Here is a 21,347-nt window from a genome sequence, read left to right on the forward strand (position 1 = left end):
CCCCGCAGCTCTCAAGGGGTTCAAGGCTCCTTGCCATCATTTGTAGCGCCCTCCTTACAGTCTTGACCAAGGCTAAATATTTCTGCGTTTCACGCTTGTTATGGTTCCCGCCTGAATCGTCGAATGGATCGAGAAGGCCAATCTTCTCGTGCGAGTGCCGGAATGCTGCAACGCTTTGTGTGGAAGCTATTACCCAAGACCCAGCGCAATTTCCTGCTGGGGCGCCTGTCGGTGGTGGACCGCCAGGTCGTGAACAAATCGATGTCCGCAAACCTGCGCTTTCCAGATGCCTTCGCCCGTCGCTCCTGCCTGTTCATCCATGTACCCAAGTGTGCCGGCAGCAGCATCTGCTCGGCCCTGTTCGACGGCTGGATGCCCGGGCACCTGCCGCTGTACTGGTACGAACAGCAGTTTCCCCAGGCTTTTGCCAGCAGTTTCAAGTTCGCGTTCGTGCGCGATCCTCTGGAACGTGCCTATTCGGCTTACACCTTCCTGCGGGGCAATGCGTTGGGGCGACGGGACCAGGCCGCCCAGGAACTGGTGAGGCATTACCGGGACTTCGATGACTTCGTCGGTCGCTGGCTGCATGCGGAGACCATCCACAAACAGATGCACTTTGCCGCCCAGAGTGACTTTCTCACCGACTCCCTGGGGCGCCTGTGCCTGGATTTCGTGGGTTACCAGGAACATCTGGGACGGGACTTCCAGCTGCTGTGCGAGCAGTTGCAAATCAGCGCCTGCCTGCCGCACGTCAACAGCACCCAGCAACGCCAGGACACCCCCGTCAGGAATTTCTGTTCGGTACGTACCCGGCGCCAGGTGCGTCGTGTCTATCAACGCGACTACGAGATGCTCGGTTATGAATAAGCCTGCCTGGGTAGCTGCAGACCAGCCGCAGATCCGGCCCTACACGCTCTCGCTGTCCAGCGATGCCCGGGCGGCGCTCAAGCATCAGCAGCCATGCTGCCTGTGGTTGACCGGCCTGTCGGGAGCGGGAAAGTCGACCCTGGCCAATCTGCTGGAGTTGCGGCTCAACGAACTGGGGATGCACACCTTCGTGCTGGATGGCGACAACGTGCGCAGCGGGCTGTGCCGCGACCTGGGCATGGGCGCCGAGGCGCGCAAGGAAAATATCCGCCGCATGGCCGAGGTGGCGCGGTTGATGGTGGATGCCGGGTTGCTGGTGATCGTCTCGGCGATCTCGCCCTTTCGTGGTGAGCGCGACGCCGCCCGGGCGCTGTTCGATCCCGGACAGTTTCTCGAGGTGTACATCAGCACCCCGTTCGACACCTGTGCCCAGCGTGACCCCAAGGGGCTGTATCAAGCGGCGATGGCGGGCCGGATCAAGGACTTCACCGGGCTCGATAGCCCTTACGAGGCGCCGCTGTACGCCGAGTGCGAGATCGATACCGCGAGCGTGGCGCTGCCGGAGGCGATCCAGCGCTTGCTGCAGCTTTTGCCGCGTAAATAAGCCGCAAACAATCTTCGTCGGCACCACACAAGGCATAGAACTAGGCAGCGCCCACCCTGTGTTAATATCGCGCCCCTGTTCATTTTGTATGTGGGATGCTCCATGAAGTTGTCCATGCCGCGATTCGATCAAGCCCCTGTCTTGGTGGTCGGCGATGTCATGCTCGACCGTTACTGGCATGGTGGTACCTCACGGATTTCCCCTGAGGCGCCGGTGCCGGTGGTCAAGGTCGAGCAGATCGAGGACCGCCCGGGTGGTGCCGCCAACGTTGCCCTGAATATCGCCGCCCTCGGCGCGCCAGCGTCCCTGGTGGGAGTGACCGGCGATGACGAGGCCGCTGACAGCCTGGCCAACAGCCTGCAAGGCGCGGGCGTGCGTGCCCTGTTCCAGCGCATCAAGCACCAGCCGACCATCGTCAAGCTGCGGGTCATGAGCCGTCACCAGCAACTGCTGCGCATTGATTTCGAAGAACCCTTCGCCACCGATGCCCTGGCCCTGGCGGCCGAGGTCGATGCCCTGCTCGACGGGATCAAGGTGCTGGTGCTGTCCGACTACGGCAAAGGCGCCCTGCGCAATCACCAGGTGCTGATCGCGGCGGCGCGGGCCCGTGGCATTCCGGTGCTGGCGGACCCTAAAGGCAAGGATTTCTCCATCTACCGTGGGGCGAGCCTGATCACGCCGAACCTCAGCGAGTTCGAAACCATCGTCGGCGGCTGCGCCGATGAGCACGAACTGGTGAGCAAGGGCGCCCAGCTCATGCACGACTTGGAACTGGGCGCCTTGCTGGTGACCCGTGGCGAGCATGGCATGACCCTGCTGCGTCCCGATCACCCGGCCCTGCACCTGCCGGCCCGTGCCCGTGAAGTGTTCGACGTCACCGGCGCCGGGGATACGGTGATCTCCACCCTGGCGGCGGCGATCGCCGCCGGCGAGGAGCTGCCGCACGCGGTGGGCCTGGCCAATCTGGCGGCCGGGATCGTGGTCGGCAAGCTGGGGACGGCTGCCATCAGTGCGCCCGAGCTGCGCCGGGCGATCCAGCGCGAGGAAGGTTCCGAGCGCGGTGTGCTGAGTCTCGACCAGTTGTTGCTGGCCATCGATGACGCCCGGGCGCACAACGAGAAGATCGTCTTCACCAACGGCTGCTTCGACATCCTCCACGCCGGACACGTGACCTACCTCGAACAGGCGCGGGCCCAGGGTGACCGGCTGATCGTGGCGATCAATGATGATGCTTCGGTCAGCCGCCTCAAGGGCCCGGGGCGTCCGATCAACAGTGTGGATCGGCGCATGGCGGTGCTCGCAGGATTGGGGGCGGTGGACTGGGTGATCAGTTTCCCTGAAGGCACTCCGGAAAACCTTCTGTCCCAGGTTCGCCCGGATGTGCTGGTCAAGGGCGGCGACTACGCCATCGATCAGGTGGTGGGCGCCGATATCGTCAGTGCCTATGGCGGCACCGTGAAGGTGCTGGGCCTGGTGGAGAACAGCTCGACCACGGCCATCGTCGAGAAGATCCGCAAGACCGACACGGCTCAATAGCCGTACTGGCCATGGCGATCGGCATCCGCCCGGGTGCCGATCCCTGTGGCTCAGCCTTGGCGCCGGGCCTTGGCGGGCACGATCTTGTGCAGGATCTGCCGGGCCTTGCCGGTCAGGCGCGACAGCTTTGAATCCTTTGGTGGCTCGCTCAGGCCACGTTCGCGCAGCCAGTCCTTCCAGCGAATCCTTTCATCACGTACCACCCAGCCATCCTGCTGGGCGAAGCTTTCTGCCAGGTACAGGCCGCGGGTGCTGGCCGGGTGCAGTTGATCCTTCTTCAAGGTATACAGCTCGGCACAGGGCTGGCCGTTGTCCAGGGGCATCAGGTACAGGTCAGGCCGCTTGCGGTCCAGGCGTGCCACCAACTGGTCGCCCTCCAGGCGCTCGTCGACATGGAACAGGCTCAGGGACTTGGCTTCCTTGGGCACATCCAGGCGCAGGTCATAGATCAGTTGCAGCGAGGCCGTGGGCAAATGCACGTAGGCCTGGGGGCGTTCGAGCAATTGCAGGTTGGCGCAGCGAACCGGGCGCGCGGCGCCGGACAGCGGCGTCAGGCGAAAGGGCAAGGCCTCTCGGTAGTGCAGGGCGCCGGCATAGGGCGCAGGCAGCCAGGTGTCGTTGAAGCGTCCGCCGAGCCAGCCTTCCGGGGTTTCCAGCAGGCATTCCTCGGCGATTTCCTGGATGGCGGTGTGCAGCGGCAGGTTCAGCTCGTGGGCCGGCACGTAGCCGGAGATCAGCTTGAGCACCACATCGCCGCGGTCCTGGCGCCGTTGGCGCACCAGCACCCAGTAGTCGCGGTTCTGCCAGTGCAGGGTCAGGCGCACCGAGACCCCGAGGTTGGCCAGCTCCAGGGCGAAACGCTGGTTGTCGGCCACCGTCACGGCGCGCCTGCGCTGCAGGGTCTGGGCGAAGTTCAGCGGCATCCCCACGCTCTGGTAGCTGAGGCCTTCGGGAGTCGCTTCGACGAACAGAGGCAGGGTCTTGAAGTTGCTGGGGTTCTTTCTAATGAGCGGTCGCGACATCTCGGCTCCTTCTTGCGTCGGGGTCGGCCGCGTCGGCGGCATCAGTTGTTGCTTAGGGTCTGTTCCTGTTTGCTGACGAGCCGCGTTGCTGGGCCAAACGGGGCGAGGCAAGGCGCGGGATGGCGCTAATGGTGTGCCCTTGGCAAATCCCGCAACACCGCCTCGTGCCGTTTGGCACCCAACCCGAAGGGCCGCCGTCGCGGCCTGTCACCAACCGGAAGCAGCCCCTATAACCTGTGCCACGGTTGCCACGTTATGGGCCAGGTGCAACGGATTGATGGTCCCGACAATAGCACTGGCGACACCGGGCCGGTCAAACAGCAGTTCGAAGCTGGCCCGCACGGGGTCGGTGCCGGGGCTCAGGCAGGCATGGCCACTGGCGAGGGCCTTTTTCACCAGGATGCCCTTGTGGTGGGCAGCGGCATAGTCAATGACCGCCCGCTCCGCCTGTTCGTTCAGATTGTAGGTAACCATGGCGCAATCGCCTTGCTCCAGAGCCTTCAAGCCGCCATCGACGGTCTTGCCGGAAAAGCCGAAGCCGCGGATCTTGCCTTCTTGCTTGAGCTGCGCCAGGGTCTGGTAGACCTCGCACTGTTCGAGAATCGCCAGGTCGTTGCCGTCGGAGTGCACCAGCACCAGGTCGATGAAGTCGGTTTCCAGGCGTTGCAGGCTGCGCTCCACGGAGCGCCGGGTGTGTGCGGCGCTGAAATCGTGGCGGGAGACGCCGTCGCTGAACTCCTCTCCGACCTTGCTGACGATCACCCACTCCTGGCGCTGGCCCCGCAGCAGCGGCCCCAGGCGTTCTTCGCTGCGGCCATAGGCGGGGGCCGTGTCGATCAGGTTGATGCCCAGGTCGCGGGTCAACTTGAGCAGCATGCGGGCTTCCTGGTCGTCCGGGATCTGGAAACCGTTGGGGTATTTCACCCCCTGGTCGCGGCCCAGCTTGACCGTACCCAGGCCCAGGGGTGAAACCATCAGGCCGGTGCTGCCGAACGGGCGATGCAGGTCGTGCAGGGTTGGCTGGCTCATGGCAGCAGTTGCTCCCAGGCCGGTTGCCCCAGGGGCGGCTTGGGCAGGGAGGGCAGGGCGTCACCGTGGAGCGGGCGGACGCCATCGCGCTCCAGCGCGCTCAACACTCGGTCGGCGAAGTCCGGGGCCAGGGCCAGTTTGGTCGGCCAGCCCACTAGCAGGCGCTCCTGTTCGGCGAGGAAGGCGTTGTCCGGGCGCGTCAGGCCCGATTGCGCGGGCTCGGCACGGTCGACGCGCAAGGTGGCCCATCGGGCGCTGCTCAGATCGATCCAGGGCAGCAACTGGCCCAGTTCCTTCTGTGCTGCGGCGATCTGCTGCGCCGGCTCGCGGGCGACGCCTTCGGCCTCGGCGATGTCCCCGCCCACGTACCAGACCCATTGGCCATCAGCCGCGGGGTGGGTGGTGACGGTGATCCGCGGCTTTGGCCCGCCGCCCAGGCAATGGGCGTACAGCGGTTTCAGGCTCGGCCCCTTGACCAGCACCATGTGCAAGGGTCGCCGCTGCATGGCCGGCTGGCTCAGGCCCAGGGTATCGAGCAGCGCGGCATTGCCGGCGCCGGCACTGAGGACGATGCGTTGCGCGCGGACTTCCCGTCCATCGACGCGCAATCCCAGCAACTGGCCATTTTCCAGCAGCGGCTCGATCTGCTGTCCGGCCAGCAGGCTGTCACCGCCCAGGTCGGCCAGGCGCTCGATCAGGCTTGGCACATCCACCACCAGTTCCGCCAGGCGATAGACCTTGCCCTTGAAGCGCTTGTCCTGCAGGGCCGGGGGCAGTTGCTCGCCCTTGACCTGATCGACCCGGCCACGCACGGCCTTGCTGGCGAAAAAGCTGGTGAGGTTGCCGGCCAGGGTGCCGGGAGACCAGAGGTAGTGGGCTTCAGACAGCAGGCGCACCCCGGACAGGTCCAGCTCGCCCGTGCCTGCCAGCGCTTCGCGCCAGCGCCGAGGCATGTCGGCGATGGCTTCCGAGGCACCGGTGAGGGCGCCATGCAGGGCGTACTTGGCGCCGCCGTGGATGATCCCCTGGGACTTCACGCTCTGCCCGCCGCCGAGGCTGGCGCTTTCCACCAGCACAGTGGAGAAACCCTGGCGGCGCAGACGGGCATTGAGCCAGAGCCCGGCGACGCCGGCGCCGACAATCAGCACGTCAGTGGAAATAGCGGATGGCATGCACGGACCTCGGAGAACAAATCGAAGTCGCAAGTTTCAAGCTTCAAGCCTCAAGCTGCAAGCAACAACCGGTCATCGCGTCCTCTTGCCGCTATCGGCTCAACGCTTGCAGCGGCTTTCAATGGCCTGCGGTTTTCGAGAACAGCTGGATCACCACCACGCCGAGGACGATCAGGGCCATGCCGAGCATGGCCGGGACATCCAGCTTCTGGCCGTACAGGAACAGCGCGGCGATGCTGACCATGACAATGCCCATGCCGGCCCACACGGCGTAGGCCACACCCACTGGAACCGTGCGCACCACCAGGGTCAGCATCCAGAAGGCCACGCCGTAGCCGACGATGATCAGCGCCAGGGGCAGCGGAGTGCTCAAGCCCTTGACCGCTTTCATTGAAACAGTGGCAATCACTTCCGCGCAGATGGCGATAGCCAGGTAGTAGTAAGCGTTCATGGGAGGTTCCTCGTGTCTTGGACTGCTTTCTGAGGTCGGCATTCTAGAGCTTGTTCAGATGGGGTAAAGTCATTACCTATCTGAATTGAAGATAGGTTGGTTCATGAACATGCAGTGGAACCTGGAGCAGTTGCGGCTGTTTGTCAGTGTCGCCGAGTTGCGTTCGTTTTCTGCGGTAGCCCGCCAGCAACGCAAGGCCCAGTCGGCCATCAGCAGTGCCATTGCGTTGCTGGAGGAGGACCTGGGGGTGGGCCTGTTCGAGCGTAGCAGTGGTCGCCAGCCGAAACTGACCGAGGCGGGCAGTGCATTGCTGCAGGAGGCGCGGGAGATCTTGCGTCAGTGCGACCGACTCAACGGCCGGGCACTGGCCCTGATGCGCGGCCAGGAGGCGCGCCTGCGCCTGGCCCAGGACGAGGCGATGCCCTATCAGCCGGTGCTCGATGGCCTGGAAGCCCTGGCGGAACGATTTCCCAGCCTGGAAGTGCAACTGGCCAGCGGCGCCCAGGGTGATGTGGCGCGCAAGCTGGTGGAGCGCCGGGCGGACCTGGGGTTGCTGTTTCACCATGAGCAGATGCCCGAAACCCTGGAGCGTCGGGCCCTGGGCAGCGTTGAAATGGTCACTGTGTGCGGCGTAGGCCATCCGCTGGCCAGCGAAAAGCGGGTCAACCGTCAGTTGCTGGCCCTGCACCGCCAGTTGCTGATCGCTCCGCAACTGAGCGGTTATCCCGGGGGCGAGCAGGTCAGCCCCCAGGTCTGGCGGGCCGACAGCTTCTACGTCATGGCCGAATGGTTGATGCGCGGCCTGGGCTGGGCCTGGCTGCCACGGCATGTGGTGCAGTACCCGGCCTATCAGCAGCAGATGGTGGAGCTGGTTAGCGAATGGACCCCGCCAGCGCTGGTGGTAGAGCTGGTGTGGCGACGTGATGAGCCACTGGGGCTGGCGGCGCGCTGGCTGGCGGAACGTTTTGCGGTGCACTTGAAGGCGATCGGCTAAAAAACCGATAAACTCCGCCGCCATGAATAGAACTCTCTACACCGCACTGTTTTACCTGGGGCTGCCGCTGGTAGCGATTCGGCTGTGGTTGCGCTCGCGCAAGGCGCCGGCCTATGCCAAGCGCATTGGTGAGCGTTTCTCCATCGGCTTGCCACCGCTGCAGAGCGGTGGCATCTGGGTGCATGCGGTGTCGGTGGGCGAAAGCATTGCCGCCGCACCGATGATCCGCGCGCTGCTGGCTCGCTACCCGGGGTTGCCGATCACGGTGACCTGCATGACGCCCACCGGCTCCGAGCGTATCCAGGCGCTGTTCGCCAATGAACCGCGGATCCAGCATTGCTACCTGCCCTATGACTTGCCTTGCGCCGCGGCGCGCTTTCTCGAGCGGGCGCAGCCCAGGCTGGCGGTGATCATGGAAACCGAGCTGTGGCCCAACCACATCGACCAATGTGCCCGCCGCGGGATCCCGGTGGCCCTGGCCAATGCCCGGCTGTCCGAGCGCTCGGCCAAAGGGTATGGGCGCTTTGCCGGCCTGACCGCACCAATGCTGGCGCAGATGAGCCTGTTCGCGGTGCAGACCGAAGCCGAGGCCGAGCGCTTCCGTCAGTTGGGCGCGCGCCCCGAGACCGTGGAAGTGACTGGTTCGATCAAGTTCGACCTGAGCATCGATCCGCTGTTGTTGGCGCGGGCCACCCAGTTGCGCGAGCAATGGCAGGCCATGGAGCGCCCGGTGTGGATTGCCGCCAGTACCCATGAGGGTGAAGACGCGGTGGTGCTCGAGGCCCACCGGCTACTGCTGAGTCAATACCCCAATGCCTTGCTGATTCTGGTGCCGCGGCATCCGGAGCGCTTCAACTCGGTATATGAGCTGTGCCTGCAGCAGGGCTTCGCCACGGTCCGCCGCTCCGCTGACGAGCCGGTGCTTGCCACCACCTCGGTCTTGCTGGGGGACACCATGGGCGAGTTGCTGTTTCTCTATGCCCTGGCCGACAGCGCCTTTGTCGGCGGCAGCCTGGTGCCCAATGGCGGCCACAACCTGCTGGAGCCGGCAGCCCTGGCCAAGCCGGTGATCAGCGGGCCGCACCTGTTCAACTTCCTGGAGATTGCCGCGATGCTGCGTGAAGCCGGGGCCTTGCAGGAAGTGGATGATGCCCAGGGACTGGCCGTGGCGGTACAGCGTCTGTTCGAACTGCCCCAGGATGCACGCAAGATGGCCGACGCCGGGCTCAAGGTACTCAAGGCCAACCAGGGCGCCTTGCAGCGATTGCTCGACGGCCTCGATCGTCTCTTGAAGCACTGATCAGCAGCGCTCTGTAGCCGCTGGCGCAGTCTGCAAACGGCTGCAGAGCCGCCGCAAAGAGCCATGACAGCAGCGCCCTCACGATGCAAAAGGCCACCGGCAAAGGTGGCCTTTTTCATTCCCGCAATCTTCAGGGGCGAGCTTTGAGCTGCTCCTGCGCGGCCTTGGCCAGGTCCGGTGGCAGGAAGTCACGGTCCGGGTTGTAGTCGGCCTTGAGGAAGCGCGACAGGTCCTGCAGGTCCCCGGGGTTGAGGGTGCCGGCCGCCTGCTTCAGGCGCAGGTTGTCGAGGATGTAGTCGTAGCGGCTGTTGTTGTAGTTGCGCACCGAGGTGTACAGCTGGCGCTGGGCGTCGAGTACGTCGACGATATTGCGCGTGCCCACCTGGTAGCCGATTTCAGTGGCTTCCACCGCGCTCTGGTTGGAGATGATCGATTGGCGCCGGGCCTGGACCTGCTCGACATCGGTGTTCACCGCGCGGTGCAGGTTGCGGGTGTTTTCCACCACCTGGCGACGCAGGGATTCGCGTTGCTGTTCGGTCTGGCTCAGGCGCGAGTAGGACTCGCGGACCTGGGAGCTGGTCAGCCCGCCGCTGTAGATCGGAATGTTCAACTGCAGGCCGATGGAGCGCTGCTCGACATCACTGCCGTAGCGCGTCAGCGGGTTGGGATTGCTGAAGCCCAGGGCGTCGTTGTCGCCTTTCTTGTATTGGGCCACGGCGTCCAGGGTCGGGGCGTGCCCGGCCTTGCGCTGCTTGAGGGTTTCCTCGGCGGCGCTGACCGCGTAGTTGCTGGCCAGCAGGTTGAGGTTCTGCCGGGCGGCGGTGTCGACCCAGGCCTTGGCGTCGTTGGGGGTTGGAGCGAGGACGGGCAGGGTATGGACGATGCCCTGGATCGAGTTGTATTCACGGTTGGTCAGGGTGATCAGGGCCTCGAAGGCATCGTCGACCTGGCGCTGGGCGACGATCCGGTTGGCCCGGGCGGTGTCGTAGCTGGCCTGGGACTGGAGCACGTCGGTCTTGTCCGAGAGGCCCACGTCGAAGCGTTCGTTGGACTGATCGAGCTGGCGCTTGAAGGCTGCTTCCTCGGCCTTGGTCGAGGCCAGGTTGTCCTGGGCACGCAAGACTGCGAAGTAGTTCTCGGCGCTCTGCAGGATCAGGTTCTGCTCGGTGGCCGAGAGTTGCAGCGAAGCCTGCTCGTTGATGTCCTTGGCGGCCTGCAACTGGAACCAGCGGTCGGCGCGGAACAGCGGCTGGGCCAGGGTGGCCTGGTAGACGTTACCGCTGCGGGTAGAGGTCATCGAGGGTTCATCGAACTTGGTGCGGGTGTTGTTCATGTCCGCGCCGGCCGACAGGTTGGGCAGCAGCCCGGCGCGGGCCTGGGGTACCACTTCCTTCTGGGCGCCGTACTGGGCGCGCGCAGCGGCCAGATCGGCATTATTGTCTACCGCTTCCTGGTAGACACTGACCAGGTCGGTCTTGGTGGTCAAAGGCGCTTCTGCTGCCCATGCCATTCCATTGGACGCACAAGACACGGCAACAGCCAGTGAGAGTTTGCGCAGCATTCGGCGATCCCTAGAGTTGATATTACGGAGATAATCCAGGCGCCAAGGCTAAGGCGCGACCCACAGAGCGTCAAGGTTCGACACAGGGCAACGAGTGTAGATGCGCTGGGGGGTGGCAACAATCCTGCAATTACGCCATTCATCATGCTGATCGTACGGGGGTTGGCGTTCTGCTGCGGCTTTGTCTAGACTGGCCCGGTTCTTGTCGGGGTGCCTTGCTATGAGGCTGAGATCGGATAATCCGGATCCCGTTGAACCTGATCAGGTTAGCGCCTGCGTAGGGAACAAGATTTCTCGTCACCCGGCGAGTCCTCTTGTGCTTCGTCCGGGATGTTGTTCGACAATCGAACACCCCTCGCGTACCAAGCACTGCACTCCACTAGTTGCTTAGACAGGGTGCGTCCGTCCGTTACAGGTTCACTCCGACAAAATTCCACTGCCTGGATGCTGTCTGGAGAGCCCGTGATGACTACAAAATTAAAAAACGCTAGCAACCTCAGTGAGTCGGCCCAAGTCGACCAACAATCGGTTCAGCCCTTTACCCGCTCGCAAAAAGTCTATGTCCAGGGTTCCCGCCCGGACATCCGCGTGCCCATGCGCGAAATCACCCTGGACGTGACCCCCACCGATTTCGGCGGCGAGATCAACGCACCGGTGACCGTGTACGACACCTCGGGCCCCTACACCGATCCCAACGTGGTGATCGATGTGCGCAAGGGCCTGGGCGATGTGCGCTCGGCCTGGATCGAGGACCGCGGCGACACCGAACGCCTGGCGGGCCTGAGCTCCAATTTCGGCCAGCAGCGCCTGGCCGATCCGGAGCTGACCAAGCTGCGTTTTGCCCACGTCAACAACCCGCGCCGGGCCAAGGCCGGGGCCAACGTCAGCCAGATGCACTACGCGCGTCAGGGCATCATCACCGCCGAGATGGAATACGTTGCCATCCGCGAGAACATGAAACTGCAGGAGGCCCGCGCCGCTGGCCTGTTGAAGCAGCAACACGCCGGCCACAGTTTCGGTGCCAGCATCCCCAAGGAAATCACCCCTGAGTTCGTGCGTGAGGAAATCGCCCGTGGCCGGGCGATCATCCCGGCCAACATCAACCACGTCGAACTGGAGCCGATGATCATCGGCCGCAACTTCCTGGTGAAGATCAACGGCAACATCGGCAACAGCGCCCTGGGTTCGTCCATCGAGGAAGAAGTGGCGAAGCTGACCTGGGGCATCCGCTGGGGTTCGGACACGGTGATGGACCTGTCCACCGGCAAGCACATCCACGAAACCCGCGAATGGATCATCCGCAACTCGCCGGTGCCGATCGGCACCGTGCCGATCTACCAGGCCCTGGAGAAGGTCAACGGGGTGGCCGAGGACCTGACCTGGGAACTGTTCCGCGACACCCTGATCGAGCAGGCCGAGCAAGGCGTGGACTACTTCACCATCCACGCCGGGGTGCTGCTGCGCTATGTGCCGCTGACCGCCAAGCGGGTCACCGGCATCGTGTCCCGGGGCGGCTCGATCATGGCCAAGTGGTGCCTGGCGCACCACAAGGAGAACTTCCTCTACACCCATTTCGACGAAATCTGCGAAATCATGAAGGCCTACGACGTCAGCTTCTCCCTGGGAGACGGCCTGCGCCCGGGATCGATTGCCGACGCCAACGACGAAGCCCAGTTCGGTGAACTGGAAACCCTGGGCGAGCTGACCAAGATCGCCTGGAAGCACGATGTGCAATGCATGATCGAGGGCCCCGGCCACGTGCCGATGCAGTTGATCAAGGAGAACATGGACAAGCAGCTGGAGTGCTGCGACGAGGCGCCGTTCTACACCCTCGGCCCGCTGACCACCGACATCGCTCCGGGCTACGACCACATCACTTCGGGGATCGGCGCGGCGATGATCGGCTGGTTCGGCTGCGCCATGCTCTGCTACGTCACGCCCAAGGAACACCTGGGCCTGCCGAACAAGGATGACGTGAAGACCGGGATCATCACCTACAAGATCGCCGCCCACGCCGCGGACCTCGCCAAAGGTCACCCTGGCGCGCAGATCCGCGACAACGCCCTGTCCAAGGCACGTTTCGAGTTCCGCTGGGAAGACCAGTTCAACCTCGGCCTGGACCCGGACACCGCCCGTTCGTACCACGATGAAACCCTGCCCAAGGACTCGGCCAAGGTCGCGCATTTCTGCTCCATGTGCGGGCCGAAGTTCTGCTCGATGAAGATCACCCAGGAAGTGCGTGAGTACGCGGCCAACCAGCGCATCGAAGCGGTGGATGTGGACGTCGCCAAGGGACTGGCGGAACAGGCCGAGCGCTTCAAGCAGGAAGGCAGCCAGCTGTACAAGAAAGTCTGACCCCCCTGTAGGAGCGGGCTTGCCCGCGAACCAGGCGCCGCGCCCTCACCGGTGCGACGCCTTCGCCGGCAAGCCGGCTCCTACAAGGCCCCATTTCTTCGAGAGATCAACATTGAGCACTTCAACCAGTACCTACTCTCCCGAACTCGCGGTGCCGGCCGACAAGCGCGTATTCGGTGCTCGCGATCTGTTTTCCCTGTGGTTCTCCCTCGGTATCGGCCTGATGGTGCTGCAGACCGGCGCCTTGCTGGCGCCGGGCCTGGGGCTGGCCCATTCGCTGCTGGCGATCCTGCTCGGCACGGCGGTCGGCGTTTTGCTGCTGGCGGCGGTGGGGGTGATCGGCAGCGACACCGGCCTGTCGTCCATGGCCGCCCTCAAGCTCAGCCTGGGGCAGCGCGGCGCCAGCCTGCCGGCATTGCTCAACCTGCTGCAGTTGGTGGGCTGGGGCTCGTTCGAGATCATCGTCATGCGCGATGCAGCGAGCCTGCTGGGCACCCGGGCCTTCAGCGAGGGCAGCCTGTGGGCCAACCCGCTGCTCTGGACCCTGTTTTTCGGTGCCCTGGCCACCTTGCTGGCGGTCAGCGGGCCCCTGACTTTCGTGCGTCAGATCCTGCGCAAGTGGGGCATCTGGCTGTTGTTGGCGGCGTGCCTGTGGCTGACCTGGAACCTCTTCGCCCGGGCCGACCTGGCGGCGCTCTGGGCCCAGGCCGGGGATGGCTCGATGCCGTTCGCCGTGGGTTTTGATATCGCCATCGCCATGCCTTTGTCCTGGTTGCCACTGATCGCCGACTACTCGCGGTTCGGCAAGCGTGCCAAGAGCGTGTTCGGCGGCACGGCCCTGGGCTTTTTCATCGGCAATTTCTGGTTGATGAGCCTGGGCGTCGCCTACACCCTGGCGTTCGCTCCCAGTGGTGAAGTCAATGCCTTGCTGCTGGCGCTGGCCGGGGCCGGGCTGGGGATTCCGCTGCTGCTGATCCTGCTGGACGAGTCGGAGAATGCCTTTGCCGATATCCATTCGGCGGCGGTCTCCAGCGGCATCCTGCTGCGTCTGAAGGTCGAGCACCTGGCCTTGGCCATCGGCGTGCTCTGCACCCTGATCGCCTGCCTGGCGCCGTTGGCCCAGTACCAGAACTTCCTGTTGCTGATCGGCTCGGTATTCGCGCCGTTGTTTGGCGTGGTGCTGGTGGATCACTTCATCCTGCGTCGGCGCTTGGGGCAGAACTCGGTGTCGGCCTTGCGCTGGCCGGCGCTGCTGGCCTGGCTGGGTGGGGTGAGCACCTATCATCTGCTGGCCAATCTGTACCCGGATATCGGTGCAACCCTGCCGTCACTGGTGCTGGCAGGGCTGCTGCAATGGCTGCTGGGCCGGGCGTTCAGTTACCGCCAGGAAACAGCTCGGGCTTGAGTACGCCCTTGAGGCGGTCGTAGGGGATCTGCAGCTCGACGTGGCCTAGCACCGAGGGGGCGATGGTGGTGACGTCGTACTTGAGGGTCACGGCGTTGCGGGTCAGCGCCACGTTCTGGGTCTTCTGGAAGGGCCAGGTCTTCACGAATTCGGCCTCGCGATCCAGGTGGGTGCTGATCAGCCAGTTGTTGTGGGCGACCCGTGCGGCCTTCCAGAACATGTCTTCCTGGCCGGGCAGCAGCATGTCTGACAGGTTCAGGGCCTTGTGCTGCTGACGCGAATAGTTGACGAAGCCGCGGCCCGGGGTGCCGTTGGCGGCGCCGGTGTCCAGGTAGCTGGCCAGTTCGATGATCACCAGGCCGTCATGCTGCTCGCGTAGCTTGGATTGCAGGTACATGCCGTGGCGGTCCGGCGCGCTTCGCAGGAACTGCTCGCGGTAGGCCGCCAGGCTGGCCGGCAGCGCTGCATCAGGGCTGGTGCGAGTCATTTGCAGCAGGCGCTTTTCGACGATGGCATCCAGTTGCGGCTCGGCAGGGAAGTGCACGGTGTCGAGGTTGACCAGCGGGCATTCGGCGCCGCTGCAGCCGGGCTTGAGTTGCTCGGACTTGTCCCGGGTGGTTTCCAGCGGAGTCATGTAGCTGGGTTGAAACAGGCTTTGGCAGGCGCCCAGGGTCAGGGCGATACAGGCCACGGAGGCGATTTTGACAAGCGACATGGGCGTCCTTCATAAACCAGGGGGAGGCAAAAGTTACCGGCTTCGACTGCCTGCGGGGCAGTCGGTTCGCCACTAAGCTCAATGGAGGCAATTAGAGTAGGTTTCGCCCCCCGCCGTCTATCCCGCTGAGGGTAAAGGGGCTGCATGATCCACCGCGAGCACGTTAGGATGGCGCGAAGTCGAGGGGGATCCTCGGGTCGAATACGTTGTACACGAGGATTGTTATGACTGACTTTGCCAACTCCACGCCGAGTGCCGTCGAGATCATCCAGCGCGAAAACTGCTTTCAGGGTTTCTACCGGCTCGATCGCCTGCAACTGCGTCATGAGCTGTTTGCCGGTGGCATGGGGCGTGAAATCAATCGTGAAGTCTTTGTTCGTCACGATGCGGTCTGCGTACTGCCGTACGACCCGCAACGCGATGAGGTGGTGCTGATCGAGCAGTTTCGCGTTGGCGCCATGGGCAAGACGGCTTCACCCTGGCTGGTGGAACTGGTGGCCGGGCTGATCGACAAGGACGAGCAGCCGGAAGAAGTTGCCCGCCGCGAGGCACAGGAGGAAGCTGGCCTGGACATCGCAGCGCTGTGGCCGATGACCCAGTACTTCCCGTCGCCCGGAGGCAGCACCGAGTTCGTCCACCTGTACCTGGGACGGTGCGACAGCAGCGGTGCCGGCGGGCTGCACGGGCTGGAAGAGGAGGCGGAAGATATCCGGGTTTCAGTGATGGCCTACGAGGATGCCTTGCAGGCTGTGCGTGATGGTCGGATTTGCAATGCGGCAAGCATCATTGCCTTGCAGTGGCTGGCGCTCAATCGCGCTGAAGTGAGGGGGTTATGGTCGTAAACAAGGTACGCGACCGCTATCGGGTGGATCTCGCGGGGCTGCAAGCTTCCTGCGAGGCCAACTACGCCCGGTTGATGCGCCTGTTGCCCGACATGCGCAACCAGCCCGTGGCGCGTCGGGTCGCGGTGACCCAGGGCGACCAGATGCTCGGTGTGCTGGCCCTGGAAGTGGTCCTGGCCTGCCCGTACACCACCACCTTGCAGGTGCGCCAGGAACACAGCCTGCCGTGGCTGCCGGTGCCGCAGCTGGAAGTGCAGGTCTATCACGATGCGCGCATGGCGGAGGTGGTGAGTGCCGAACATGCCCGGCGTTTTCGCAGCATCTATCCCTATCCCAACGCCTTCATGCATCAGCCGGATGAAAAGGCCCAGCTCAATGTCTTCCTGGGAGAGTGGCTGAGTCACTGCCTGGCCTGCGGGCATGAGTTCGAAGCCGTGCGATAGATGTGAACTGGGTCCGCTTCCCAGGTTTCCTCTTTGTTGTTTCCCCCAGCATAATTGCCCCATTCTTCATGCCTTGTGACTCTGCCCCGGGAGAAACGCCGTGCCAAGCGTATCCGCTCTGACCGCCGACGACTCCGTGTTGCTGGTACAGCTGTCCGACAGCCATCTGTTTGCCGAAGCGGACGCTGCACTGCTGGGCATGAATACCGGCGACAGCCTGCAGCGGGTGATCGAGCTGGTGCTGGCGCAGCAACCGCGGATCGACTTGATGCTGGCCACCGGCGACCTGTCCCAGGACGGTTCACTGGAGTCCTATCAGCGTTTTCGCCAGTTGACCCGGCAGATCCCGGCCCCGGGCCGTTGGTTGCCTGGCAACCACGACGAGCCGCAAGTCATGCAGCAGGCCACGCGGGACAGTGATTTGCTGGAACCGGTGGTGGATATCGGCAACTGGCGCATTACCCTGCTGGATTCGGCGGTGCCTGGCTCGGTGCCCGGGTATCTGCAGGATGATCAACTGCAATTGCTGGCCCGCTCACTGAGCGAAGCCCCAGAGCGGCATCACTTGATCTGCCTGCACCATCACCCGGTGTCCATCGATTGCGCCTGGATGGAGCCCATCGGTCTGCGCAACGCCGAGGCGCTGTTTGCCGTGATCGAGGGGTTTGCACAGGTCCGGGCAGTGCTCTGGGGGCATGTGCACCAGGAGATCGATCGCCTGCGTGGCGATGTGCGGCTGTTGGCCTCACCCTCTACCTGCATCCAGTTCGAGCCCCTGAGCGACGATTTCAAGGTTCAGGAGCTTGCGCCAGGCTATCGCTGGCTGCGGCTGTTGCCCGATGGACGGCTGGAAACCGGCGTGCAGCGGGTCGAGGGCTACGCCTTTACCGTCGACTACGGCAGCAACGGTTACTGAACCGGCTTCGTTAGCCGCCTTCATCCCTGTAAACTGCGGCTTTTGCCCAGGCCCAATGCACAGGGAGTTCGCATGTCCGGTTCGATCCTCTATATCCATGGCTTCAACAGTGCTCCCGCGTCGATCAAGGCCACCCAGCTGCGCAGCGTCATGGAGCAGCTCGGCCTGGCCGGGCAATTGCGGGTGCCGGCCCTGCACCATCACCCGCGTCAGGCCATTGGCCAGCTGGAACAGGCGATTGCCGAGCTTGGTCGACCATTGCTGGTCGGCAGCTCGCTCGGCGGCTACTATGCGACTCACCTTGCCGAGCGCTACGGCCTGAAAGCCCTGCTGGTCAACCCAGCTGTCAGCCCGCACCGGATGTTCGACGGTTATCTGGGCACACAGAAGAACCTGTACACCGATGAAACCTGGGAGCTGACCCACGATCATGTCGCGGCCCTGGCGGCGCTGGAAGTCGCGCCGCCCCAGGACCCCGAGCGTTATCAGGTGTGGTTGCAGACAGGGGACGAGACGCTGGATTATCGCAGCGCGCAAACGTATTACCGTGCCTGCGCCTTGCGCATCCAGGCCGGCGGCGATCATAGTTTCCAAGGTTTTACCGGACAATTGCCGGCGATGTTGAATTTTGCCGGCATCACTGCCGATCAGTACCAGGCGATCGACTTCACAGCACTGTGAGCCTTCGCCCCATATTCATTGAACGACTAACGACGAGAACCCATGGCCACTCCCAGCGCTAGCTCTTATAACGCAGACGCCATCGAAGTCCTCTCGGGACTCGACCCGGTGCGCAAACGCCCGGGCATGTATACCGACACCACGCGGCCCAACCACCTGGCCCAGGAAGTCATCGACAACAGTGTCGACGAAGCCCTGGCCGGCCATGCGAAGTCGATACAGGTCATCCTGCACGCCGACCATTCCCTGGAAGTCTCCGATGACGGCCGCGGCATGCCCGTGGACATCCACCCGGAAGAGGGGGTGTCCGGGATCGAGCTGATCCTCACCAAGCTTCATGCGGGGGGCAAGTTCTCCAACAAGAACTACCAGTTCTCCGGCGGTCTGCACGGGGTGGGTATTTCCGTGGTCAACGCCCTGTCGAACCAGGTGCGGGTGCGGGTCAAGCGCGACGGCAACGAATACCAGATGACCTTCGCCGACGGCTACAAGGCCACCGAGCTGGAAGTGGTCGGCACCGTGGGCAAGCGCAACACCGGCACTAGTGTGTTCTTTGCGCCGGACCCGAAATACTTCGATTCGCCGAAATTTTCCGTCAGCCGCCTCAAGCACGTGCTCAAGGCCAAGGCTGTGCTGTGCCCGGGGCTGCTGGTCAGCTTCGAAGACAAGTCCAGCGGCGAGAAGGTCGAGTGGCACTACGAAGACGGCCTGCGCTCCTACCTGGTGGATGCGGTCAGCGAATTCGAGCGCCTGCCGGACGAGCCGTTCTGCGGCAGCCTGGCGGGTAACAAGGAAGCGGTGGACTGGGCCCTGCTGTGGCTGCCCGAAGGTGGCGACAGCGTCCAGGAAAGCTACGTCAACCTGATTCCCACGGCCCAGGGCGGCACCCACGTCAACGGTTTGCGCCAGGGCTTGCTGGACGCCATGCGCGAGTTCTGCGAGTTCCGCAACCTGCTGCCCCGTGGCCTCAAGCTGGCCCCGGAAGACGTCTGGGAGCGCATCGCCTTTGTCCTGTCGATGAAGATGCAGGACGCGCAATTCTCCGGCCAGACCAAAGAGCGTCTGTCGTCCCGCGAGGCGGCGGCTTTCGTTTCCGGCGTGGTCAAGGACGCCTTCAGCCTGTGGCTCAACGCCAACCCCGAGCTGGGCATGCAACTGGCGGAGCTGGCCATCAGTAACGCCGGTCGTCGCCTGAAGGCCAGCAAGAAAGTCGAGCGCAAGCGCATTACCCAGGGCCCGGCGCTGCCGGGCAAGCTGGCGGATTGCGCCGGCCAGGACCCGATGCGCTCCGAGCTGTTCCTGGTGGAGGGTGACTCCGCCGGCGGTTCGGCCAAGCAGGCACGAGACAAGGAATTCCAGGCGATCCTGCCGTTGCGCGGCAAGATCCTCAACACCTGGGAAGTGGACGGCAGCGAAGTCCTGGCCAGCCAGGAAGTGCACAACATCGCCGTGGCCATCGGGGTCGATCCGGGCGCCGAGGACATGAGCCAACTGCGCTACGGCAAGATCTGCATCCTCGCCGACGCCGACTCCGACGGCCTGCACATCGCCACCTTGCTCTGTGCCCTGTTCGTCCAGCATTTCCGCCCGCTGGTGGATGCCGGGCACGTTTACGTGGCCATGCCGCCGCTGTACCGCATCGACCTGGGCAAGGAAATCTACTACGCCCTCGACGAGGCCGAGCGCGATGGCATTCTCGATCGCCTGGTGGCCGAGAAGAAGCGTGGCAAGCCGCAAGTCACCCGATTCAAGGGCCTGGGTGAAATGAACCCGCCGCAACTGCGCGAAACCACCATGGACCCGAACACCCGGCGTCTGGTGCAGTTGACCCTCGGCGAGGACTTTGCCGCGACTTCGGAAATGATGGACATGCTGCTGGCGAAGAAACGCGCCGGTGATCGCAAGTCCTGGCTGGAGTCCAAGGGCAACCTGGCCGAGGTGCTGGCCTGATGCACAGAGGTTTTGCCCTGGCTCTAGCGCTATTGGCAACCTCGGTGGTGGCCGCGCCGATGCCCGAACTGAGCTTGTTGTCCGAGCATCCCGTTGAGGGCATGCGCGGCGGCAATCTGTCCGGGCTGGCGCTCTGTGGCCAGGATTTGTGGACGGTCTCCGACCGCGATGACGATCAAATCTACAAACTCGATACCCGCGACAGCGTCTGGCAGGCCGAGACCGTCAAGCTGGAGGTGCCTGCGGTGCCCGACAGCGGCTTGCCCTGGGGGTTGAAGTCGCGGACCTGGGCGGCGTCCTTCGTGCGCGGTGGCGATCTGGATTTCGAGGGCATCTCCTGCGATGCCGCCGGCAACAAATACCTGGTCAGCGAAGCTCATGCCGCGGTGTTGCAAGTGCCGGCGCAAGGCGCTCCGGCCTGGTTGAAGATCTCGCCGATCATGGTTCGCGAGGCTCGGGCCAGTGGCATGCTCCTGCACTTCAATGCCTTGTTCGAGGGCCTGGCGGTGAACCCCGCCGGCGACCGGATCTGGCTGGCGGCGGAGCGCGAGCGGCGCGGGCTGTTGTTGATCAAGCGCGGGCAGACCACCTGGGATTGCGATGGCGGTTGCGTGCTGCTCAGCGAAGCCGGTTCGGAAATGCAGCCAGCACAGGTGCCCGACGCCAAGGCGGTGTCCCGGGATTTTGCCGACCTGTCACTGTTTGACGGCAAGCTGTTCACCCTGGAGCGCAACGCCTACCAGATCTGTCGCCGGGATGCGCTGAGCGCCAAGGTCGAGCAGTGCTGGTCGTTTGCTGCCCAGGCGCTGGTGGCGCATCGACGTTATCCACAGCCCTACGGGCTGACGGAAGCCCTGGTGGTAGACGCCAAGGGGGCCTGGATCGGTGTGGACAACAACAACGGCGCCCGCGCCGATGGCGAGGCACGTCCCATCGTCTGGCGCTTTGCCGCTCCTGAAGGTGGCTGGAGTAGCAAGCCATGAGCCAGCAACCGGGCAAGAGTGCCGGGCGAGTGATGCTGATCATGGCCTGGGCCGCGGCGCTGTTCCTGGCCACGCGTTTTTTCGCCGATTGGGAAGCTCGTCAGGAAAATCCCAACACCGTCGTCAGTTCGCAACAACATGAGGGTTACATCGAAGTGCAACTGGTCGGCAACAGCCAGGGGCATTTCGTCGCCAGCGGCCATATCAACGGCCAGCCGGTGCAGTTCATGCTCGATACCGGTGCTACCGAGGTATCGATTCCTTCCGGGCTGGCCGAGCGCCTGGGCCTGGAACGCGGGGTGCCGGTCACCCTGAGTACCGCCAACGGGCGCAGCGAGGGTTACCGGACCCGCATCGACCGTCTGCAACTGGGGGACATTGTCCTGCGGGATGTCCGGGCCCTGGTGGCTCCGGGGCTCGATGGCGAGCAGGTCTTGCTGGGCATGAGCGCTTTGAAGAAACTTGAATTCACTCAGCGTGGCGGCACCATGCTGCTGCGCCAGACCACGAACCAATGAGGC

General features: G+C 63.9%; 20 protein-coding genes and 1 riboswitch. Of the genes, 14 read left to right on the top strand and 6 right to left on the bottom strand.

The genetic code is table 11. The features are described from left to right. Positions 1 to 162 precede the first annotated feature (162 nt). From U873_RS0122745 to hldE, 3 genes are all read left to right on the top strand, one after another. On the top strand, positions 163 to 867 hold the full coding sequence (locus U873_RS0122745) for a sulfotransferase family 2 domain-containing protein (RefSeq protein WP_025130431.1): 705 nt from the start codon (positions 163 to 165) through the stop codon (positions 865 to 867). Then, positions 860 to 1,471, top strand: coding sequence for an adenylyl-sulfate kinase (gene cysC, locus U873_RS0122750; protein WP_025130432.1), 612 nt, complete (start codon positions 860 to 862; stop codon positions 1,469 to 1,471). Before U873_RS0122745 ends, cysC begins: the two co-directional genes overlap by 8 nt. A 102-nt stretch (positions 1,472 to 1,573) precedes the next feature. Continuing rightward, positions 1,574 to 3,007, top strand: a complete 1,434-nt coding sequence (gene hldE, locus U873_RS0122755; RefSeq protein WP_025130433.1) for a bifunctional D-glycero-beta-D-manno-heptose-7-phosphate kinase/D-glycero-beta-D-manno-heptose 1-phosphate adenylyltransferase HldE — start codon at positions 1,574 to 1,576, stop codon at positions 3,005 to 3,007. A gap of 50 nt (positions 3,008 to 3,057) precedes the next feature. Here the strand turns inward: hldE and U873_RS0122760 are convergent, their stop codons facing one another. The 4 genes from U873_RS0122760 to U873_RS0122775 form a co-directional block, all read right to left on the bottom strand. Further along, positions 3,058 to 4,029 (bottom strand): hypothetical protein, encoded by a 972-nt coding sequence (locus U873_RS0122760; RefSeq protein ID WP_025130434.1) that lies wholly within the window; start codon positions 4,027 to 4,029, stop codon positions 3,058 to 3,060. Between the two features lie 207 nt (positions 4,030 to 4,236). After that, on the bottom strand, positions 4,237 to 5,058 hold the full coding sequence (locus U873_RS0122765; RefSeq protein ID WP_025130435.1) for an aldo/keto reductase: 822 nt from the start codon (positions 5,056 to 5,058) through the stop codon (positions 4,237 to 4,239). Then, entirely contained in the window at positions 5,055 to 6,230 is a 1,176-nt protein-coding gene (locus U873_RS0122770; protein WP_025130436.1) for an FAD-binding oxidoreductase, read from the bottom strand. The genes U873_RS0122765 and U873_RS0122770 overlap by 4 nt, the downstream gene beginning before the upstream one ends. 118 nt (positions 6,231 to 6,348) lie before the next feature. Next, positions 6,349 to 6,681: a multidrug efflux SMR transporter gene (locus U873_RS0122775; protein WP_025130437.1), complete on the bottom strand. Its 333-nt coding sequence runs from the start codon at positions 6,679 to 6,681 to the stop codon at positions 6,349 to 6,351. A gap of 109 nt (positions 6,682 to 6,790) precedes the next feature. On the opposite strand from U873_RS0122775, the gene U873_RS0122780 reads away from it, so the two are divergent. After that, a complete protein-coding gene (locus U873_RS0122780; protein ID WP_177330306.1) occupies positions 6,791 to 7,675 on the top strand; it encodes a LysR family transcriptional regulator in 885 nt (294 codons plus the stop codon). Between the two features lie 22 nt (positions 7,676 to 7,697). Beyond that, positions 7,698 to 8,975 (top strand): lipid IV(A) 3-deoxy-D-manno-octulosonic acid transferase, encoded by a 1,278-nt coding sequence (gene waaA / locus U873_RS0122785; protein WP_025130439.1) that lies wholly within the window; start codon positions 7,698 to 7,700, stop codon positions 8,973 to 8,975. A gap of 130 nt (positions 8,976 to 9,105) precedes the next feature. Here waaA and U873_RS0122790 read toward each other — a convergent pair whose 3' ends face one another. Continuing rightward, entirely contained in the window at positions 9,106 to 10,536 is a 1,431-nt protein-coding gene (locus tag U873_RS0122790) for a TolC family outer membrane protein (protein ID WP_025130440.1), read from the bottom strand. A 196-nt stretch (positions 10,537 to 10,732) separates the two neighbouring features. Next, positions 10,733 to 10,837: riboswitch (TPP riboswitch) on the top strand. 164 nt (positions 10,838 to 11,001) lie between these two features. On the opposite strand from U873_RS0122790, the gene thiC reads away from it, so the two are divergent. Both thiC and cytX read left to right on the top strand, forming a co-directional pair. Next, the gene (gene thiC / locus U873_RS0122795; protein WP_025130441.1) at positions 11,002 to 12,891 is read left to right on the top strand and encodes a phosphomethylpyrimidine synthase ThiC; all 1,890 of its coding nucleotides are present in this window, start codon (positions 11,002 to 11,004) and stop codon (positions 12,889 to 12,891) included. A gap of 112 nt (positions 12,892 to 13,003) precedes the next feature. Further along, entirely contained in the window at positions 13,004 to 14,296 is a 1,293-nt protein-coding gene (gene cytX, locus U873_RS0122800; protein WP_025130442.1) for a putative hydroxymethylpyrimidine transporter CytX, read from the top strand. Here the strand turns inward: cytX and U873_RS0122805 are convergent. After that, positions 14,265 to 15,011 carry an RsiV family protein gene (locus U873_RS0122805; protein WP_025130443.1) on the bottom strand — a complete coding sequence of 249 codons (747 nt, stop codon included), beginning with the start codon at positions 15,009 to 15,011 and terminating at the stop codon, positions 14,265 to 14,267. The genes cytX and U873_RS0122805 overlap by 32 nt on opposite strands. Positions 15,012 to 15,235: 224 nt before the next feature. On the opposite strand from U873_RS0122805, the gene U873_RS0122810 reads away from it, so the two are divergent. From U873_RS0122810 to U873_RS0122840, 7 genes are all read left to right on the top strand, one after another. Further along, positions 15,236 to 15,853, top strand: coding sequence for an NUDIX domain-containing protein (locus U873_RS0122810; protein WP_025130444.1), 618 nt, complete (start codon positions 15,236 to 15,238; stop codon positions 15,851 to 15,853). Beyond that, positions 15,844 to 16,296, top strand: a complete 453-nt coding sequence (locus U873_RS0122815; RefSeq protein ID WP_025130445.1) for a DUF1249 domain-containing protein — start codon at positions 15,844 to 15,846, stop codon at positions 16,294 to 16,296. Before U873_RS0122810 ends, U873_RS0122815 begins: the two co-directional genes overlap by 10 nt. A 100-nt stretch (positions 16,297 to 16,396) precedes the next feature. Next, positions 16,397 to 17,212: a 3',5'-cyclic-AMP phosphodiesterase gene (gene cpdA / locus U873_RS0122820; protein ID WP_025130446.1), complete on the top strand. Its 816-nt coding sequence runs from the start codon at positions 16,397 to 16,399 to the stop codon at positions 17,210 to 17,212. Positions 17,213 to 17,284: 72 nt separating this feature from the next. Then, a complete protein-coding gene (locus U873_RS0122825) occupies positions 17,285 to 17,893 on the top strand; it encodes a YqiA/YcfP family alpha/beta fold hydrolase (protein ID WP_025130447.1) in 609 nt (202 codons plus the stop codon). A gap of 42 nt (positions 17,894 to 17,935) precedes the next feature. Continuing rightward, entirely contained in the window at positions 17,936 to 19,843 is a 1,908-nt protein-coding gene (gene parE / locus U873_RS0122830; RefSeq protein WP_025130448.1) for a DNA topoisomerase IV subunit B, read from the top strand. After that, positions 19,843 to 20,826, top strand: coding sequence for an esterase-like activity of phytase family protein (locus U873_RS0122835; protein ID WP_025130449.1), 984 nt, complete (start codon positions 19,843 to 19,845; stop codon positions 20,824 to 20,826). The genes parE and U873_RS0122835 overlap by 1 nt, the downstream gene beginning before the upstream one ends. Further along, complete coding sequence (locus U873_RS0122840) at positions 20,823 to 21,344, top strand: TIGR02281 family clan AA aspartic protease (RefSeq protein WP_025130450.1); 522 nt, start codon at positions 20,823 to 20,825, stop codon at positions 21,342 to 21,344. The genes U873_RS0122835 and U873_RS0122840 overlap by 4 nt, the downstream gene beginning before the upstream one ends. The last annotated feature ends 3 nt before the right edge of the window (positions 21,345 to 21,347 follow it).

Origin of the sequence: Pseudomonas sp. PH1b (genome assembly GCF_000633395.1) — a bacterium.
GTDB lineage: Bacteria > Pseudomonadota > Gammaproteobacteria > Pseudomonadales > Pseudomonadaceae > Aquipseudomonas.

Bases quoted from the DNA above. Each gene is read 5' to 3' on its own strand.
- U873_RS0122745 (WP_025130431.1), top strand. From the start codon at position 163: ATGCTGCAACGCTTTGTGTGGAAGCTATTACCCAAGACCCAGCGCAAT.
- cysC (WP_025130432.1), top strand. From the start codon at position 860: ATGAATAAGCCTGCCTGGGTAGCTGCAGACCAGCCGCAGATCCGGCCC.
- hldE (WP_025130433.1), top strand. From the start codon at position 1,574: ATGAAGTTGTCCATGCCGCGATTCGATCAAGCCCCTGTCTTGGTGGTC.
- U873_RS0122760 (WP_025130434.1), bottom strand. From the start codon at position 4,029: ATGTCGCGACCGCTCATTAGAAAGAACCCCAGCAACTTCAAGACCCTG.
- U873_RS0122765 (WP_025130435.1), bottom strand. From the start codon at position 5,058: ATGAGCCAGCCAACCCTGCACGACCTGCATCGCCCGTTCGGCAGCACC.
- U873_RS0122770 (WP_025130436.1), bottom strand. From the start codon at position 6,230: ATGCCATCCGCTATTTCCACTGACGTGCTGATTGTCGGCGCCGGCGTC.
- U873_RS0122775 (WP_025130437.1), bottom strand. From the start codon at position 6,681: ATGAACGCTTACTACTACCTGGCTATCGCCATCTGCGCGGAAGTGATT.
- U873_RS0122780 (WP_177330306.1), top strand. From the start codon at position 6,791: ATGCAGTGGAACCTGGAGCAGTTGCGGCTGTTTGTCAGTGTCGCCGAG.
- waaA (WP_025130439.1), top strand. From the start codon at position 7,698: ATGAATAGAACTCTCTACACCGCACTGTTTTACCTGGGGCTGCCGCTG.
- U873_RS0122790 (WP_025130440.1), bottom strand. From the start codon at position 10,536: ATGCTGCGCAAACTCTCACTGGCTGTTGCCGTGTCTTGTGCGTCCAAT.
- thiC (WP_025130441.1), top strand. From the start codon at position 11,002: ATGACTACAAAATTAAAAAACGCTAGCAACCTCAGTGAGTCGGCCCAA.
- U873_RS0122805 (WP_025130443.1), bottom strand. From the start codon at position 15,011: ATGTCGCTTGTCAAAATCGCCTCCGTGGCCTGTATCGCCCTGACCCTG.
- U873_RS0122810 (WP_025130444.1), top strand. From the start codon at position 15,236: ATGACTGACTTTGCCAACTCCACGCCGAGTGCCGTCGAGATCATCCAG.
- U873_RS0122815 (WP_025130445.1), top strand. From the start codon at position 15,844: ATGGTCGTAAACAAGGTACGCGACCGCTATCGGGTGGATCTCGCGGGG.
- U873_RS0122825 (WP_025130447.1), top strand. From the start codon at position 17,285: ATGTCCGGTTCGATCCTCTATATCCATGGCTTCAACAGTGCTCCCGCG.
- parE (WP_025130448.1), top strand. From the start codon at position 17,936: ATGGCCACTCCCAGCGCTAGCTCTTATAACGCAGACGCCATCGAAGTC.
- U873_RS0122835 (WP_025130449.1), top strand. From the start codon at position 19,843: ATGCACAGAGGTTTTGCCCTGGCTCTAGCGCTATTGGCAACCTCGGTG.
- U873_RS0122840 (WP_025130450.1), top strand. From the start codon at position 20,823: ATGAGCCAGCAACCGGGCAAGAGTGCCGGGCGAGTGATGCTGATCATG.